This is a genomic window from Ralstonia condita (assembly GCF_958405655.1).
Taxonomy (GTDB): domain Bacteria; phylum Pseudomonadota; class Gammaproteobacteria; order Burkholderiales; family Burkholderiaceae; genus Ralstonia; species Ralstonia condita.
The window spans coordinates 1,140,981-1,155,213 of the sequence record NZ_CATYWO010000002.1; the positions used below are offsets into that span (position 1 = coordinate 1,140,981).

Below are 14,233 nucleotides of genomic sequence, written 5' to 3' on the forward strand. Positions count from 1 at the left end.
GATATATTAGAGGTCAAGGCAGGGTTTTCCCGATCGTTGTTTCCGGGAATGCGCCGCCAGGGGCGCGAGCGCGCACGCCACAGATGCGGGTCAAGGGGAGGACAACGCCCTATGCGTTGTGTCCGCATCGGTTCGTGATATCGGGAAAAGCAACTCAACCCCGATTCATACGGCCGTTGAGGCTACTTTCCCGCTTCATTTTCATTGACGCTGTCGGTGTTGCAGCGTTTCATGGAGGCACAAAGCCTATGCATGGAGATGCGCGTGCAACACGAAGACAACGCTGCCCCACGGTATCGAAGCGGAACGGCAGCCCGCATGGCCAAGATGCCTGTGTCGACGCTCCGTGTCTGGGAGCAGCGCTATGGCGTGATCTCTCCCACCAAATCGGAGTCGGGCCAGCGCTTGTACTCTGGTGAGGATGTGAAGCGCCTGACGCTGCTGAGGACGCTCGTCAACCAGGGACATGCGATCGGCGCAATCGCACACGCCGACAGCGCTGAACTCGAACGGCTGCTTGAGTCGACGAAGACCGCCGAAGCGCCGGCGCAGCTGCCTGCGCAGTCCGTGATGACGCTGACCATCTGCGGCCCGCTGCTGGCCGAGCGCGTCCGCCGCAGGAAAAGCACACTTGCGGCGCTCGGTATCGATGCCGTCACGGAGTTCGATGCGGTCGAGGATGTCGTCGCGCTGGAGCACCCGCATCGCACCGACGCCCTGATTGTGGACGCCGCGTCCCTGCAGCCGGACACGGCGCAGGCCATCCTGTCGGCAGCGCGCAGTTTCGGCGCGAGCGCCGTGGGCGTGATCTACAGCTTTGGCACAGTGCGCGCGACCGATATGCTGCGCGCCGCCGGCGTGCGCCTGTACCGCGAGCCGAACGCGCACAGCGAGCTCGACCAGGTCCTGGAGGAGCTGTCACAGCTGGTGCGTGTGGATGCGGTCTACGGCAAGTTGCAGCCGTTGCGGCGCAACGCGCGTCGTTTCACAGACCGGCAACTCGAGATTTTTGCCAACGCGTCGCAGACGATTGCCTGCGAATGCCCTCGCCACCTTGTGGACCTGATCCGGCAGCTGGATGCGTTCGAGCGCTTCAGTGATGGCTGTGCGGTGCGGTCCGCTCTCGATGAACAACTTCACCGGCATCTTGGAGACGTTGCCAATCGTGCCCGCCTGATGCTCGAGGACGCCATGGAATACGCCATTCGCGCCGAAACAATGCATCCGCCAGCGGGTTAGCTGCGTATCTACCGGTCAGGAGCCCGCCTGAACCGGCATGGCGGTGAATGCACCGCCGACTTTCGGAGGCAACTTCAATGAAGCTTACTTTGGATCCGCCCGGATTTGCCGGAGCGGTTGGCGGCGTGCCGCTTTCTGTCCGGATTCGCGAGCGGCTGATGAGCGCCGGTCACCGTTTTCATGCCAACGACAACATCGCCGATTACCTGCGCGACGGCGAGCTCGAGCGTCTGCAGGAAGAGGTGGAGGAGCGCATGCAGGCAGTGCTGCGCGCGCTCGTCATCGACGTCGAACAGGATCACAACAGCCGGGAAACCGCCCGCCGCGTGGCGAAGATGTTCGTCAGGGAGGTGTTCGGCGGGCGCTTTGTCAAGGCCCCCGAGGTGACGGCGTTCCCGAATGTCGGCCGGCTCAATGAGTTGATGGTGGTCGGCCCGCTGCGCGTGCGCAGCGCCTGCTCGCACCACCTGTGTCCGGTGATGGGGCGCGCCTGGGTCGGGGTGATGCCCAACCAGGAGTCGCAACTGATCGGCCTGTCGAAATATGCCCGCTTGATCGACTGGGTGATGAGCCGCCCGCAAATCCAGGAAGAGGCGATCAAGCAGATCGCCGACCTGCTGGAGGAGCGGATGGCACCGGACGGCCTGGCTGTCGTGCTGGAGGCAGAGCACTACTGCATGCACTGGCGCGGCACGAAAGACGACGAGTCCCGCATGGTCAGCAGCGCGATGCGCGGCGTGTTCCTGACGGATGCCAATTTGCGTCGGGAATTCCTGGCGCTGCTGCCTGGCCGCAACAACGAATGAGCGTATTCACACCCACAGAGGGCGCAACTTGAACATCCATCACTCTTCTCGGCAGCGCATCGCGGTGGTCGGCTCGGGTATCTCCGGGCTGGCTGCGGCGCATTTTCTTGCGAAGCGCCACGCCGTGACGTTGTTTGAGTCGGCACCTCGACTGGGAGGGCACACGAACACGGTCGACATCGAGGAGGGCGGCCAGGTGTTCGGTGTCGATACCGGCTTTCTCGTCTTCAATACGCGCACCTATCCGAACCTGATCGCCTTGTTCGATGAGTTGGACGTGGTGCATTGCGAGAGCGATATGTCATTCAGCGTGTCGGTCGGCGGCGGAGCGCTGGAGTGGGCCGGTACCAACCTGCGCACGGTCTTTGCACAGCCCGGCAACCTCGTGTCGGCATCGTTTCTTTCGATGCTGGGCGACATCCTGCGCTTCAACCGACGGGCGCACGCCAACCTGGAGACGGCGCGCCGCGAGCGCCACAGTCTTGGCGAGCTGCTGGCTGCGGGCCGCTACGGTGAACCCTTCTGCGCCCACTATCTGCTGCCGATGGCCGCGGCGATCTGGTCCACGCCCAGCCGGGACATTCTCTCGTTCCCTGCGGAGACGTTCCTGCGCTTCTGCCTCAATCACGGCTTGCTGCAGATATTCAACCGGCCGCGGTGGCGCACCGTCAAAGGGGGGGCGCGCAGCTACGTCCGGGCGATCGCCGCCAGTCTGCCGGACATCCGCCTTGCCACGCCGGTGCAAGGCGTCCGCCGGGCTGCCACCCACGTGGATGTGCTGACCCCGTCGGGCAGCGAGCGCTACGACGCCGTCGTGTTCGCCACGCATGCGCCACAGACGCTGCGCATGCTGGACGATGCCTCCGAGGATGAGCGCGCTGTGCTGGGAGCGTTCCGCTACCAGCCGAATACAGCCTTCCTGCACCGCGATACCCGCCTGCTGCCGCGCCGGCGCAGCGTGTGGTCGGCATGGAACTACCTCGACGCTCCGCTGGCCGGCGCAGCGGACAGCGCGCCATGTGTGAGCTATCTGCTGAACCAGCTGCAACCTCTGCCTGTATCGACGCCGGTGGTGGTGACGCTCAACCCGACGATGCTGCCGGCGCCGGAGCTCGAATATCAGCGTTTCGAGTACGAGCACCCGGTGTTCGACCAGCCCGCCATCAACGCGCAGGCGCGCCTGCCCGCGCTGCAAGGGCAGCGCCGCACGTGGTTTGCCGGTGCGTGGACCGGCTACGGCTTTCATGAAGATGGCCTCAAGTCGGCTCTGCGTGTTGCTGGCGATTTCAATTGCGCGCCGACATGGGCCCAGGTGACGCCGTGAACGTCGATGCACAACTCCTCGTCGGCCAGGTCATGCACCGGCGCTTGCGGCCGGTGGTCAACCGCTTCGTCTACCCGGTGTTTGCGATACGCGTGAAGCTGTCAGCGCTGGGGCGGTTGAACGGGACGTGGTTCGGCGTGGACTGCTGGCGGCCGCTGTCGCTGCGCACGCGAGACTACGGCCCGCGCGACGGATCGGATCTGCTTGCCTGGATCGGTCGGACGCTGCATGACGCCGGCGTGAACGCAGACGGCGAGGTGTGGCTCCAGACCTTCCCACGCATTGCAGGCTGGATGTTCAACCCCGTGTCGTTCTGGTATTGCCACGACGCCGCGGGTGCGCTGCGTGCGGTGCTGGCCGAGGTCAACAACACCTTTGGCCAGCATCATCGCTACCTGCTCTGCGCGGCAGACGGCGGGGCCATCGGCCCACACACCGAGCTGACCTGTCGAAAGGTGCTGCATGTTTCGCCCTTTTGCCAGGTGGAAGGCGGCTACCGGTTTCGCTTTGCCAACACCGGGGCCACGGCACTCGTCCGTATCGACTACCACGACCGCGACGGCCTGCTGCTGCAGACCTCCATCGGTGGACGCCTGCAGCCGTTCGATGCCGCCCACCTGCGCCGCGCGCTGCTGCGACAGCCGCTGCTTGCGCTGCAGGTGGTTGGCGGCATCCACTGGCAGGCGTTGCGCCTGTGGATCAAGGGTGTGCCGTTCTTCGGCCGCCGCGCGCACAACCCATCTTCTCTGGAGAATCGTCCATGACCGCCACCCGCCCCCTGGCCGGGATGCCCCCCAGTGTCCCCGCTGCCGGGCGTCTGTTCGTTGCGCTGGCAGAACGTCTGCGCTGCGGATTCCTGCGCCTTGTCACGCCTGATGGAGAAATCCAGATCGGCGACATGACGTCGCCGTTGCGTGCCGATCTGCGCATCTTCGACTGGCGGGCCTGCGCCCGCATCATGCGCAGCGGCGATGTCGGATTTGCCGAGGCCTACCGTGACCGGTGGGTCGATACGAGCAACCTGACCCTGCTGCTGCGCCTGGCCATCGCCAACGCGGCGACGCTGGAACAGGCGATCTTCGGGAATGCGCTGGCGCGCTCGCTTCTTCGTCTGCGGCATCTGCTGCGGCGCAACACGCGCAGGGGCAGCCGGCGGAATATCCATCTGCACTACGACCTCGGCAACGATTTCTACCAGCTGTGGCTGGACGAGGGGATGTCCTACTCCTCCGCGTGGTTCAACGGCAACCTGCAGCAAGGGCTGGTGGATGCGCAAGATGCCAAGTACCGGCGCGTCTGCGACAAGCTGATGCTCGGCCCCGGCATGGAAGTGCTCGAGATTGGCTGCGGCTGGGGCGGCCTGATGGAAATGGCGTGCGCGCGCGGCGCCCAGGTGCACGGCATCACGCTGTCTGAAGAGCAGCGTCGTTACGCGGCCGAACGCCTGGCCAACGAGCCGCGCGCCCGCGTCGAACTGCGCGACTATCGCGACCTCGATGCCGCGTATGACGCCATCGTCTCGATTGAGATGTTCGAGGCGGTCGGCGAGTCTTACTGGTCGACGTACTTCCAGACGCTGGCGCGTTGCCTGCGCCACGGCGGCCGTGCGCTCATCCAGAGCATCACCATCGATGAGGCGCACTTCGAGCGCTACCGCTCCGGCACCGACTTCATCCAGCAGTTCATTTTCCCGGGCGGCATGCTGCCGAGCCGTGAGCGTTTCGCCGCGCTGGCGGAGCAGCATGGCCTGCGCGTGGTCGACCGCCTGGATTTTGCCCGCGATTACGCTGAAACACTGCGCCGTTGGAGCCAGCGCTTTGAAGCGCGGCTCGACGCGGTGCGCGCCCTTGGCTTTGACGAGCCCTTCATCCGGATCTGGCGCCTGTATCTCGCCTATTGCGAAGCGGGCTTCGATGAAGGCCGGATCGGCGTGTCGCAGTTTTTGCTGGAACGGGGGTAGCCATGTCTCCACTCGGTGTCGCCCTGGTCGCGCTGTTGCTGCTGGTTGCGGTGTTCAGCGCCGTATGGGCCTGGCAATTGCCAACGCAGAACGCCGGCATGATCGACCCCGTCTGGGCGTTCTCGCTGGGCGTGGTGGCCTTGCTGTATGCGTGGCTTGGCACAGGTTCGATCCACGCGCGTGTGCTGGTCGGACTCGGCGGCGCGCTGTGGGGCTGGCGCCTGGGCTGGCACCTGTGGCGACGCAATGCCGGCAAGCCGGAAGATGCGCGTTACCGCAAGCTTCGCGAGGAGTGGGGTGCTGCCGCACCGCGCAACATGTTCGGTTTTTTCCAGATGCAGGCCGTGGTGTCGATGCTGCTGTCGGTCGCGTTTGCCGTGCCGAGCTATCGGCCCGATGCGCCCGGGATCGGCTTCGTGGCGGCGGCCGTGGCGCTTTGGTTGATCTCCGTGGTCGGGGAGGCCGTGGCCGACCGGCAACTGCGCACCTTTGTCAGCGACCCGGCCAATCGCGGCAAGACCTGCCGGGCGGGACTGTGGCGTTATTCGCGGCATCCGAACTACTTCTTTGAGTGCGTGCACTGGCTCGCCTATGTGCCGCTGGCGGTGGGCGCGCCCTGGGCGTGGCTCACGCTGCTGCCGCCGCTGCTGATGGCGTGGCTGCTGGTGAAGGTGTCCGGCATTCCCATGCTGGAGGCCCACATGCGCGCCACGCGCGGCGACTATGCCGAATACGCGCGCACCACCAGCGTCCTGATCCCGTGGCCGCCCCGCCGCTGACTTATTCCTCGTGAGGAAATACGAATGACCACCTTGACCACGCCGTCGATCCCGACCCAGGCAGCGCCGCAACCCCGTGACGGATGGGCCATCCAATGCTGCGAGCGCGGCCTGCTGCCGGATGCCATGATCCGGGCCGGCATGCGCATGCTGATGCGCCAGCGCCTGCGCGACGAGGGGCTTGACGATGGTGAGCTGCGTTCCCGGCGTTTCAACGCGTTGCTCGACGAACTCAACGTCAGCCCCATCGCCATCGAGACCGACAAGGCGAATACGCAGCACTACGAGTTGCCGCCTGCCTTTTTCGAGGCCCACCTGGGGCCGCGCCTGAAATATTCGTGCGCACTGTATCCGACGGGCAATGAAACGCTTGCGCAGGCTGAAGAGGCCATGTTTGCCTGCTATGCGGAACGGGCTGGCCTGGTCGATGGCCAGTGCATTCTCGACCTGGGCTGCGGGTGGGGATCGCTGTCGTTGTGGATGGCGGAGCACTATCCCAACGCAAGCATTGTCGCGCTGTCGAATTCGCATGGGCAGCGCAGCTGGATCGAGGCGCGCGCGGCCGAGCGTGGCCTGACCAACCTGACCGTGCACACGGGAAACATCGTCGACTTCGAGTTTGCAGACATGCCACGAGGCGGCCGCTTCGACCGCGTCGTCTCGATCGAGATGTTCGAGCACATGAAGAACTACGGCCTGCTGCTCGCCAAGATTGCGCGCTGGATGCGGCCGGATGCAGCGCTGTTCGTGCACATTTTCGCGCACCGCACGCTGGCGTATCACTTCCAGGTGCAGGACGGCACCGACTGGATGTCGAAGTACTTCTTCACCGGCGGCACCATGCCCTCGGAAAACCTGCTGCTGCATTTTCAGGATGATCTGCAGATTGCGCGGCAATGGTGGGTGAGCGGCACGCATTACGCACGGACGGCGGACCACTGGCTGGCCAATCTCGATGCCGCCCGGAGCCGGCTCATGCCGGTGTTCGAACAGACCTATGGCAAGCGGGACGCGGCGGTATGGTTCCAGCGCTGGCGCATGTTCTATCTGGCCGTGTCGGAGCTATTCGACTATGCCGGCGGCAACGAGTGGGGTGTCGCGCATTACCGGTTCGACAAGCGCTGAGTCAGCGCCGGGACGGCGTGTCAATGCCGTCGCTGCGCTGGGCGAGCCACACCAGGGACGGCATCCACACCGCCCAGCCGGCGGCGATGGCCGCCATCGCAGCCGGCACATTCGGAAAGTGCGCAGCGCCCAGTGCCACGCCGGCGCGGAAGGACAGCGGCCCGGCAATCGCCCCGAGCGCGGCTGCCAGCCAGAGGCGGCCGCGCAGCCAGCGGAAGAGGACATTCAATTGGATCGCGAACAACACCCAGAGCGCGAGCAGCCACGGCGGCACGATGCCTGGCCACAAGTTGCCGTATGGATAGGTGATCAGCCCAGCGCGGACCAGCGTCGTTTCCCACGGTATCGCCGCCAGGACGATCCAGCCTGCCAGCCGCAACTCGCGCATCGGGAGCGGCGCCTGACTCAGGTGGCCGGCCAGCAGCATAGCCACGAAAACCATGCCAATCCAGGGGGCGCCACGGGCAGCGCTCAGTACACAGACAAACCAGCCGATCTGCCCGACGGCCGCGTAGAGGAGGGTGCGATGGGAACGAAGCATAAGGATCACGGGGTGCGTGCAGGGTTACGCTGGATACACGGCATTGCCGTGGCGGCGCTGGTGCTGGGCGTTGCGGCGTGCTCGAGCCAGCCGCCCAACCCCAACCCGCGTGCCGCCGTGCCCTTGCAGACGGTGCAGGTCGATCTGCCGCGCTACATGGGCCGCTGGTATGTCATCGCCAACATTCCGTACTTTGGGGAGCGCGGCAATGTGGGCAGCTACGCCGAGTGGAAGCTGCGCCCCGACGGACGCATCGATGACGGCTACATCTACCGGCCGGGCAGCTTCGACGCGCCCTTCAAGCGCATGCAGTTCCTCGATTCCGTGGTACCGGGCAGTGGTGGAGGGGAGTGGCGCGTGCGGTTGTTCTGGCCCATCTACGTCTCGCAGCTCACGCTGTATGTCGACCCCGAGTATCACGTGACGCTGCTTGGCTATCCCGACAAGAGTCTGGGCTGGGTGTTTTCGCGCGACCCGAACATGAGTGATGCCGACTACAAGGCAGCGCTGGGCCGCTTCGAAGCCATGGGCTACGACATCAGCCGGTTCCGGCGGGTGCCTCAGTTCCCCAGCCAGCTTGGGCAGCCGGGCTTCCAATCGCCGGGAGACGCGGAATAGCGTCTCGCGCATCAACGTGCCTCGCCCAACAGACTGCGGCGCAACGACGGGGCGCGCGTGCCGCGCCCCAGCCAGATGTCGAAGAAGGCATGTGCGAAGGCTGGGTCGTCCACTTCGGTCATCAAATGCCCATTGGTATAGAAGCGCGCGCCGCGGCCAGGCAGATAGACGCCGCACAGCGTGTCGCCGGGCTTGACGTCGGTGAACGCGGGCGTCATCGCCTCTTGCCAGCGCGACAGGGTGGCATCGGACGGCGGAGGCGCCTGCATGCGCCGGATCTCATCAATGGCTGTCTCGATGAGTCGGGTGCCGGTGACGGCGCGGCGGTATGTGACTTCCAGCGCAAAGGGCGCGTCGTAGCCGACAGGGACTTTCGTGCTCCATAACTGCGCGTCGTAGAAGCAGAATCCGAAGATGCACAGCTCGCCCTTGCCCGACAGCTCGGCTGGCGTCAGCGTGTCATGGCAAGCCGCAACGGCATGAACGCTCGCAGCTGCGCCGAGTATGGCGGCCACTGCGCGAAGGGTCTTGAGGCGCTTGGGCAACATAGGGCAATGGGTCGTGCTATGAAGTGGGTTGGGATCAGGCCAGTACAGATACGCAGATGCCGGCGCGAAGGATGCGGGACACGGCGTCTGCCACCGCTGGGCCGTCATGCCCGGTATCCGGCATCATGCGTCCGGGCACACGCGGAGGGCGGCCGCGGACGTCCTCGAATGTGCATGGCGTCAGTGGCGTTGAATCAGATGGGTCGCGTTTGTTCTGCACTGTACTCAGCGCCCATCGTTCGCAGGACATCTGTGGCGATTTTTTCTGACGCAAAGCCGGCTCAACCCGGTGCACACCCGTTGCAGCGTTGTTGCGTGCTCCGACTGTGCATCCGCCAGCGATTTGCCCTCGTATATGGGTTGCTTCCACGTTGCGAAGCGCCACGATTGAGGTCAACAATGAAAAAGTATCAACTGGCTGGGTTGTCTGGTGTTTTGCTTTCCCTCGCAATCATCTCTGGCGGTTATGCCTCCGTAGCGACCGCAGCCATGAGCGGCAGCGAAGCAACCGTCATGGTGGGCGGCGCTCCGATGTATCCGTCCAAGAACATCATCCAGAACGCCGTCAATTCGAAGGACCACACCACGCTCGTCGCCGCTGTGAAGGCGGGCGGCCTGGTCGACACGCTGTCCGGCCCCGGCCCGTTCACCGTGTTCGCACCGACCAACGAAGCCTTCGCTGCGCTTCCGGCCGGTACGGTTGATGGCCTGCTGAAGCCCGAGAGCAAGCCGACGCTGGTCAAGGTGTTGACCTACCACGTGGTGCCCGGCCGGCTCACCGCACAGGACCTCATGAAGGCCGTGTCGGACGGCGGCGGCAAAGCCACCCTCAAGACCGTCGAGGGTGACGCGCTGACCGTCATGCAGAAGGGCGATCACCTGACCGTCACCGACGACAAGGGTGGCGTCGCCACCGTGACGATCGGCAACGTGTATCAGTCCAACGGCGTGATCCACGTCGTGGACAAGGTGCTGATGCCGTAATCAGTCGGGTCCAGCGCGAGGGCGGGCGCCCTCGCGCATGCTCAAACGGTGATCAGAGGACAGGCATGCCATCCAGACTTCGCCACGCCCCGGACGTTCGTTGCGCGAACGATGCCATTGGTATACCTTTGCCGCATCCCGTTGCGGGCAACCGAGGCACGCGAAATCATATGCACGTTGTCGGAGCATCTTTGCTCGAGTCCGAGGACTCAATCTCAGCGCGGCAGGAGGGGGGTCGGGAACGGTTGCTTGAACTGCTCAAGCAGACTGCGGAAGGCAGCCGTAGCGCCTTTGCCGATCTTTACGCCCTCACGTCGCCAAAACTCTATTCGCTCGCGTACGGCATTCTTCGCAGCTCAGGTGAAGCGGAAGATGTGCTCCAGGAAATCTATGTCGCCATTTGGCAACGCGCCGATCAATTCGATCCTGCCCGGGGAACGGCCATGACATGGCTGATTTCGCTCGCGCGGAACAAGTCGATCGATCGCCTGCGTCAGTCGCGCGAGACAACGGGGGATGAAACCGACTGGACGCACATCGTCGACGAGCAAGCAACGCCACAGGAGGCGGCGGACATGAGTCAGGAGCGTCGGCGTCTCAATGGCTGCATTCAGAAGCTTGAAGCGCGGCAGCGGGGTGTCATTGTCGAAGCGTTTTACACGGGCGCGAGCTACGCAGAACTTGCAACGCGCCTGAGTGTGCCGATCGGAACGATGAAGAGCTGGGTGCGGCGCAGCCTGCTGCAGCTCAAGGCATGCATGGAGCATCAGCCATGACGCCCGATCGCGATTTGGAATGCGCCGAGTATGTACTCGGACTCCTCGACAGTCAGGAGCGCCGGGCGCTCGAGCGCGCATTGGACGAAGACGTCGCCCTGAAGCACGCAGTCAGCGCCTGGGAGGCGCGCCTCTCTCCGATGGGTGAGGCCGTGACCAGCATGCAGCCGCCCGCGCGGGTGTGGAAGCGGATTCAGGCCGACCTTGGCCACGTTGAGCGCACGGTTGCCGCGGCGCCTGCGGGTGAGTCGCAGGTGAGGCGGATCTGGAACAGCATTCGATTGTGGCGCGCCGTGGCGCTCGCAACTTCCTTTGCGACGATCGCGGTTGTTGCGGTGAACCTGTCCGTGTTGTCACCTGTCGGAACGCCGACTGGCGCCAAGCCGGCCTATATTGCCGCGGCCATCACCGGCGACAATGGCTTGCCGCGTTGGACGATGACGATCGACACGGCAAGGCGTGAAATCGTCGTGGTGCCGGCTGTTGCGTTGCAGGTCTCCGACAGCGCCTCGACGGAGCTCTGGTTGATTCCCGAGAACAGCAAGCCGATCTCGTTGGGTGTGTTCTCAGCAGATCGGTCCACATCGATTGCGCTGTCGAAGGAAAATGCAGCCAAGCTCAACGTCCGCGCTATGCTGGCCGTTTCGGTCGAGCCGAAGGGCGGTTCTCCAACGGGCCAGCCGACGGGGCCGGTCGTCGGCAAGGGCGCGATGCAAGAGACGTGATAGCGGTTGCCCCACGTAGCGCAAGGGGATGACGGTGGAAAGTCTGGGTAAGTGCGGCGTATAGCATTAAGCCGGCCTCATCCAGACAAGTGTTTCAGTGAAAGCCGGCGAAATCGCCGGCTTTTGCTTATCCAGCGGGCAAAAAAAATACCTTCGACCAAGAGGCCGAAGGTATGACGCAAAGACCGTTCGCTTCCAGCTGCAATCAAATGCGCGACGACATGTACTGCTCTCGCACTGCCAGTCCGGCGTAAGGCAGGTTGCTCGCGGTGACGATCGCCAGGTAGTCCGAGAATCGATACTGCAAACGTGCCGTCTGCAATGGCGATTGGCTCAGTACCTGCGGCGACGCATCGCCCATTGTCGCAGTTGGTGTACCGAGCGCGTCGCGCAACGCGTGCGTCGCGCCGTTCCAGGCAGTGGTTGTGTCATTCGCGTTCATGCCCCGCCGGTAGATGTCGACGCCGACGAGATGGCCGCTCGGACCGAAGCTGAGCCACAACTCGCTGACGGGCGGGCCGGCAAGGCCCAGCTTGCGGGCATCGACGCCACGGCAGCGAAGATAGTTGTAGCCGTGCGTGACAGCGTCACAGGCCACGCCGTTTTCATGTGCCCAGCGAACAGCCTCGGCGGCGGTCGTGCCGTCCAGCACGAACCCGCCCGGGAGCGGGCGGGCCGGCGCCGGCTGGCTGGCGCGCAACTGCGCCAGTCCGCTCGCACGCAGCGCGCTGACTTGCGCTGCCGTGGTGCTGTCGACGGGGCAGGGCACGCCCAGCATGGCAAGCAACGGGCGTGCAGCCTTCAGGTGCATTGCCCCGACGAGGCCGATCGCGACCGTGAGCGCTGCCACGCTGGGCACTGCGTAGCGTTTCAGCGCGCGGCCCGGTTTCATTGGCAGTTCTGGGCGGTGTTGGGGCCCAGGTACTGAGGCATCGACGACACGATGGTGGACTTCAGACCGGTAAGGACAGGCGCCACACGCGTGATGTAGGCATCAGGAACGCCATCGCTCTTCATGACGGCGGCGGCATCGGTGATGAACTGATCGAACACGCAGCCCGGGATGCCGACGTCCGAATGCGCGGCGGCCATGTCGTCACACATCACGGTGGTACCGTCCGCCGCGACTTGCCCCGGATAGCTGAACGGGCCGCCGAACAGCGCCTTGAACTGGAGGTTCAGGCAAGCCTTGAGACGCCCGACCGTGTCGTGTCCGGGCTGGCCGATATTGGCGAAATACGGCGCTTCCTTGGGATCCGCGAGCAGACCGGAGACCGCATCGTCCACGACCTTCGAAATGGCGGCCGGTGCGCTGGCGTCTCCGCCAAGTCCTACCCACATGTCGGCGTTTTGCGGATACTGTGCTGTCGACGCGGTAGATGTTGGTGTGTTGTCGCCGCCGCCGCATGCACTCAGTGTCGCGGCGGTCAACGTCACAACCAATAGCAGTGATCGCTTCATGGGCAAATCTCCTCTGGTCAGGTATGGAAAGCGCACCGCGCGGCGTGCCTTGATCGCTGCGCAGTACTGCCGGTACATACGTCGCGCGCGCGAGATCGGATGCAGGACGGACCAGGAATTCGATCGATTCTCATGGAGGCGATGACACCAACGTGAGCACGATTGCATCCATTCGCGTCGACGGACCGTATCTACGCAGGTCTACCTGCATTCCACGCGTACTTTCATGGTGATCCTGTTCAATTGCCGCCATGCTCCCGCGCCCCAGGCAGCGGCGGGCGCCAGCCTCGATGGAGGCGCGACACGCTGTCACGACGCAGCATGGGAGCGGCCATGTCGATGACCCGCCTCACGCGTCGAGCCTGGCTGGCTGCAGCGCTATCGAGCCTGGCAGGCTGCTCCGCCCTGGACGTTCTGAACGCCGTGTCCAAGTCCGACGCGAGTGTTCCGACGCTCGGCTTGGCGTACGGCGACAACCCGCGACAGAAGCTCGACGTCTACCGGCCTGTCCGACCCATGGCAGGGCCTGCGCGCGCGGTCGTATTCTTTTATGGAGGGTCTTGGCGGGAGGGCGCTCGCACGGACTACGCCTTTGTCGGCGAGGCGCTGGCCGCTACCGGCGCGATTGCGATGGTGGCCGACTACCGGCTGTATCCGGAAGTCAGTTATCCGGGGTTCCTGGAGGACTGTGCTGCAGCCACGGCCTTCGCGCATCGCTGGCTCGCGCAGCAGGGCTTTGCGGACGCACGCCTGTTCGTCGCCGGCCATAGCGCGGGCGCCTACAACGCGGCCATGGTGGCGACCGACTCGCGCTGGCTGGGCGCGCACGGGCTGAGCACCGAGTCCCTTTCGGGTTGGATTGGAATGGCAGGCCCATACAACTTCCTGCCCATTCAAGCGACCGACGTACTGCCTGTGTTCAATCACCCGCATGAGACGCAAGCCAGCCAGCCGGTATTCCATGTGGATCAGCGCTGGCAGCCTCCTGCGCTCCTGCTCACCGGTGAGCGCGATGCATATGTTGACGTGCGGCGCAACACGCTATCGTTGGCCGAGCGGTTGATGCAGTATCGACATCCGGTTGAGCTCAAGGTCTACCCGCGACTCGATCACAAGACGCTGGTGGCGGCGCTCGCCTCGCCGCTGCGGTTTCTTGGGCCGGTGCTATCCGACGTGGCGGATTTCGTCGCCAAGACCTAGTTCCGCGTGCGGGACGCTGCGCCGGCGAACGGTCCAGCGAACGCCGGAACGTTCGCGCTCACACCGCGCGGCGCACCATCAATTCCTTGATCTTGCCGATGGCCTTGGTCGGGTTCAGACCCTTCGGGCACACATCGACGCAGTTCA

At 64.5% G+C, this 14,233-nt stretch carries 16 protein-coding genes and 1 pseudogene; 12 read left to right on the forward strand and 5 right to left on the reverse strand.

Annotated elements, in window-relative coordinates:
• Positions 1 to 258 precede the first annotated feature (258 nt).
• The 7 genes from R2N03_RS11655 (at position 259) to R2N03_RS11685 (ending at position 7,233) form a co-directional block, all read left to right on the forward strand.
• The gene (locus R2N03_RS11655; RefSeq protein WP_316657796.1) at positions 259 to 1,239 is read left to right on the forward strand and encodes a MerR family transcriptional regulator; all 981 of its coding nucleotides are present in this window, start codon (positions 259 to 261) and stop codon (positions 1,237 to 1,239) included.
• Positions 1,240 to 1,316: 77 nt separating this feature from the next.
• Complete coding sequence (gene folE, locus R2N03_RS11660; protein WP_316657756.1) at positions 1,317 to 2,045, forward strand: GTP cyclohydrolase I; 729 nt, start codon at positions 1,317 to 1,319, stop codon at positions 2,043 to 2,045.
• A gap of 28 nt (positions 2,046 to 2,073) precedes the next feature.
• Complete coding sequence (locus tag R2N03_RS11665) at positions 2,074 to 3,369, forward strand: NAD(P)/FAD-dependent oxidoreductase (protein WP_316657758.1); 1,296 nt, start codon at positions 2,074 to 2,076, stop codon at positions 3,367 to 3,369.
• Entirely contained in the window at positions 3,366 to 4,133 is a 768-nt protein-coding gene (locus R2N03_RS11670; protein ID WP_316657759.1) for a DUF1365 domain-containing protein, read from the forward strand. Before R2N03_RS11665 ends, R2N03_RS11670 begins: the two co-directional genes overlap by 4 nt.
• On the forward strand, positions 4,130 to 5,329 hold the full coding sequence (locus tag R2N03_RS11675; protein WP_316657760.1) for a class I SAM-dependent methyltransferase: 1,200 nt from the start codon (positions 4,130 to 4,132) through the stop codon (positions 5,327 to 5,329). Before R2N03_RS11670 ends, R2N03_RS11675 begins: the two co-directional genes overlap by 4 nt.
• A gap of 2 nt (positions 5,330 to 5,331) precedes the next feature.
• The gene (locus R2N03_RS11680) at positions 5,332 to 6,108 is read left to right on the forward strand and encodes a DUF1295 domain-containing protein (protein WP_316657761.1); all 777 of its coding nucleotides are present in this window, start codon (positions 5,332 to 5,334) and stop codon (positions 6,106 to 6,108) included.
• Positions 6,109 to 6,132: 24 nt separating this feature from the next.
• Positions 6,133 to 7,233 carry an SAM-dependent methyltransferase gene (locus R2N03_RS11685; RefSeq protein WP_316657762.1) on the forward strand — a complete coding sequence of 367 codons (1,101 nt, stop codon included), beginning with the start codon at positions 6,133 to 6,135 and terminating at the stop codon, positions 7,231 to 7,233.
• 1 nt (position 7,234) lies between these two features.
• Here R2N03_RS11685 and R2N03_RS11690 read toward each other — a convergent pair whose 3' ends face one another.
• Entirely contained in the window at positions 7,235 to 7,774 is a 540-nt protein-coding gene (locus R2N03_RS11690; RefSeq protein WP_316657763.1) for a DUF2878 domain-containing protein, read from the reverse strand.
• A gap of 117 nt (positions 7,775 to 7,891) precedes the next feature.
• Between R2N03_RS11690 and R2N03_RS11695 the strand changes: the two genes are divergently transcribed.
• Positions 7,892 to 8,392, forward strand: coding sequence for a lipocalin family protein (locus R2N03_RS11695; RefSeq protein WP_316657797.1), 501 nt, complete (start codon positions 7,892 to 7,894; stop codon positions 8,390 to 8,392).
• Between the two features lie 11 nt (positions 8,393 to 8,403).
• On the opposite strand, the gene R2N03_RS11700 is transcribed toward R2N03_RS11695, so the two are convergent.
• Complete coding sequence (locus R2N03_RS11700) at positions 8,404 to 8,940, reverse strand: chalcone isomerase family protein (protein WP_316657764.1); 537 nt, start codon at positions 8,938 to 8,940, stop codon at positions 8,404 to 8,406.
• 399 nt (positions 8,941 to 9,339) lie between these two features.
• Here R2N03_RS11700 and R2N03_RS11705 point away from each other — a divergent pair, with 399 nt between their 5' ends.
• The 3 genes from R2N03_RS11705 (at position 9,340) to R2N03_RS11715 (ending at position 11,425) form a co-directional block, all read left to right on the forward strand.
• Positions 9,340 to 9,924, forward strand: coding sequence for a fasciclin domain-containing protein (locus R2N03_RS11705; protein ID WP_232039594.1), 585 nt, complete (start codon positions 9,340 to 9,342; stop codon positions 9,922 to 9,924).
• 65 nt (positions 9,925 to 9,989) lie between these two features.
• Positions 9,990 to 10,700 (forward strand): sigma-70 family RNA polymerase sigma factor, encoded by a 711-nt coding sequence (locus tag R2N03_RS11710; protein WP_428984392.1) that lies wholly within the window; start codon positions 9,990 to 9,992, stop codon positions 10,698 to 10,700.
• Positions 10,697 to 11,425 carry an anti-sigma factor gene (locus R2N03_RS11715; RefSeq protein WP_316657766.1) on the forward strand — a complete coding sequence of 243 codons (729 nt, stop codon included), beginning with the start codon at positions 10,697 to 10,699 and terminating at the stop codon, positions 11,423 to 11,425. The genes R2N03_RS11710 and R2N03_RS11715 overlap by 4 nt, the downstream gene beginning before the upstream one ends.
• Positions 11,426 to 11,630: 205 nt before the next feature.
• Here the strand turns inward: R2N03_RS11715 and R2N03_RS11720 are convergent, their stop codons facing one another.
• On the reverse strand, positions 11,631 to 12,317 hold the full coding sequence (locus R2N03_RS11720) for a hypothetical protein (RefSeq protein ID WP_316657767.1): 687 nt from the start codon (positions 12,315 to 12,317) through the stop codon (positions 11,631 to 11,633).
• The gene (locus tag R2N03_RS11725) at positions 12,314 to 12,886 is read right to left on the reverse strand and encodes a globin family protein (protein ID WP_316657768.1); all 573 of its coding nucleotides are present in this window, start codon (positions 12,884 to 12,886) and stop codon (positions 12,314 to 12,316) included. The genes R2N03_RS11720 and R2N03_RS11725 overlap by 4 nt, the downstream gene beginning before the upstream one ends.
• A 339-nt stretch (positions 12,887 to 13,225) precedes the next feature.
• Here R2N03_RS11725 and R2N03_RS11730 point away from each other — a divergent pair, with 339 nt between their 5' ends.
• A complete protein-coding gene (locus tag R2N03_RS11730; protein WP_428984396.1) occupies positions 13,226 to 14,086 on the forward strand; it encodes an alpha/beta hydrolase in 861 nt (286 codons plus the stop codon).
• A 58-nt stretch (positions 14,087 to 14,144) separates the two neighbouring features.
• Here R2N03_RS11730 and sdhB read toward each other — a convergent pair.
• Positions 14,145 to 14,233, reverse strand: a pseudogene (gene sdhB / locus R2N03_RS11735) (succinate dehydrogenase iron-sulfur subunit); the annotation flags it as partial.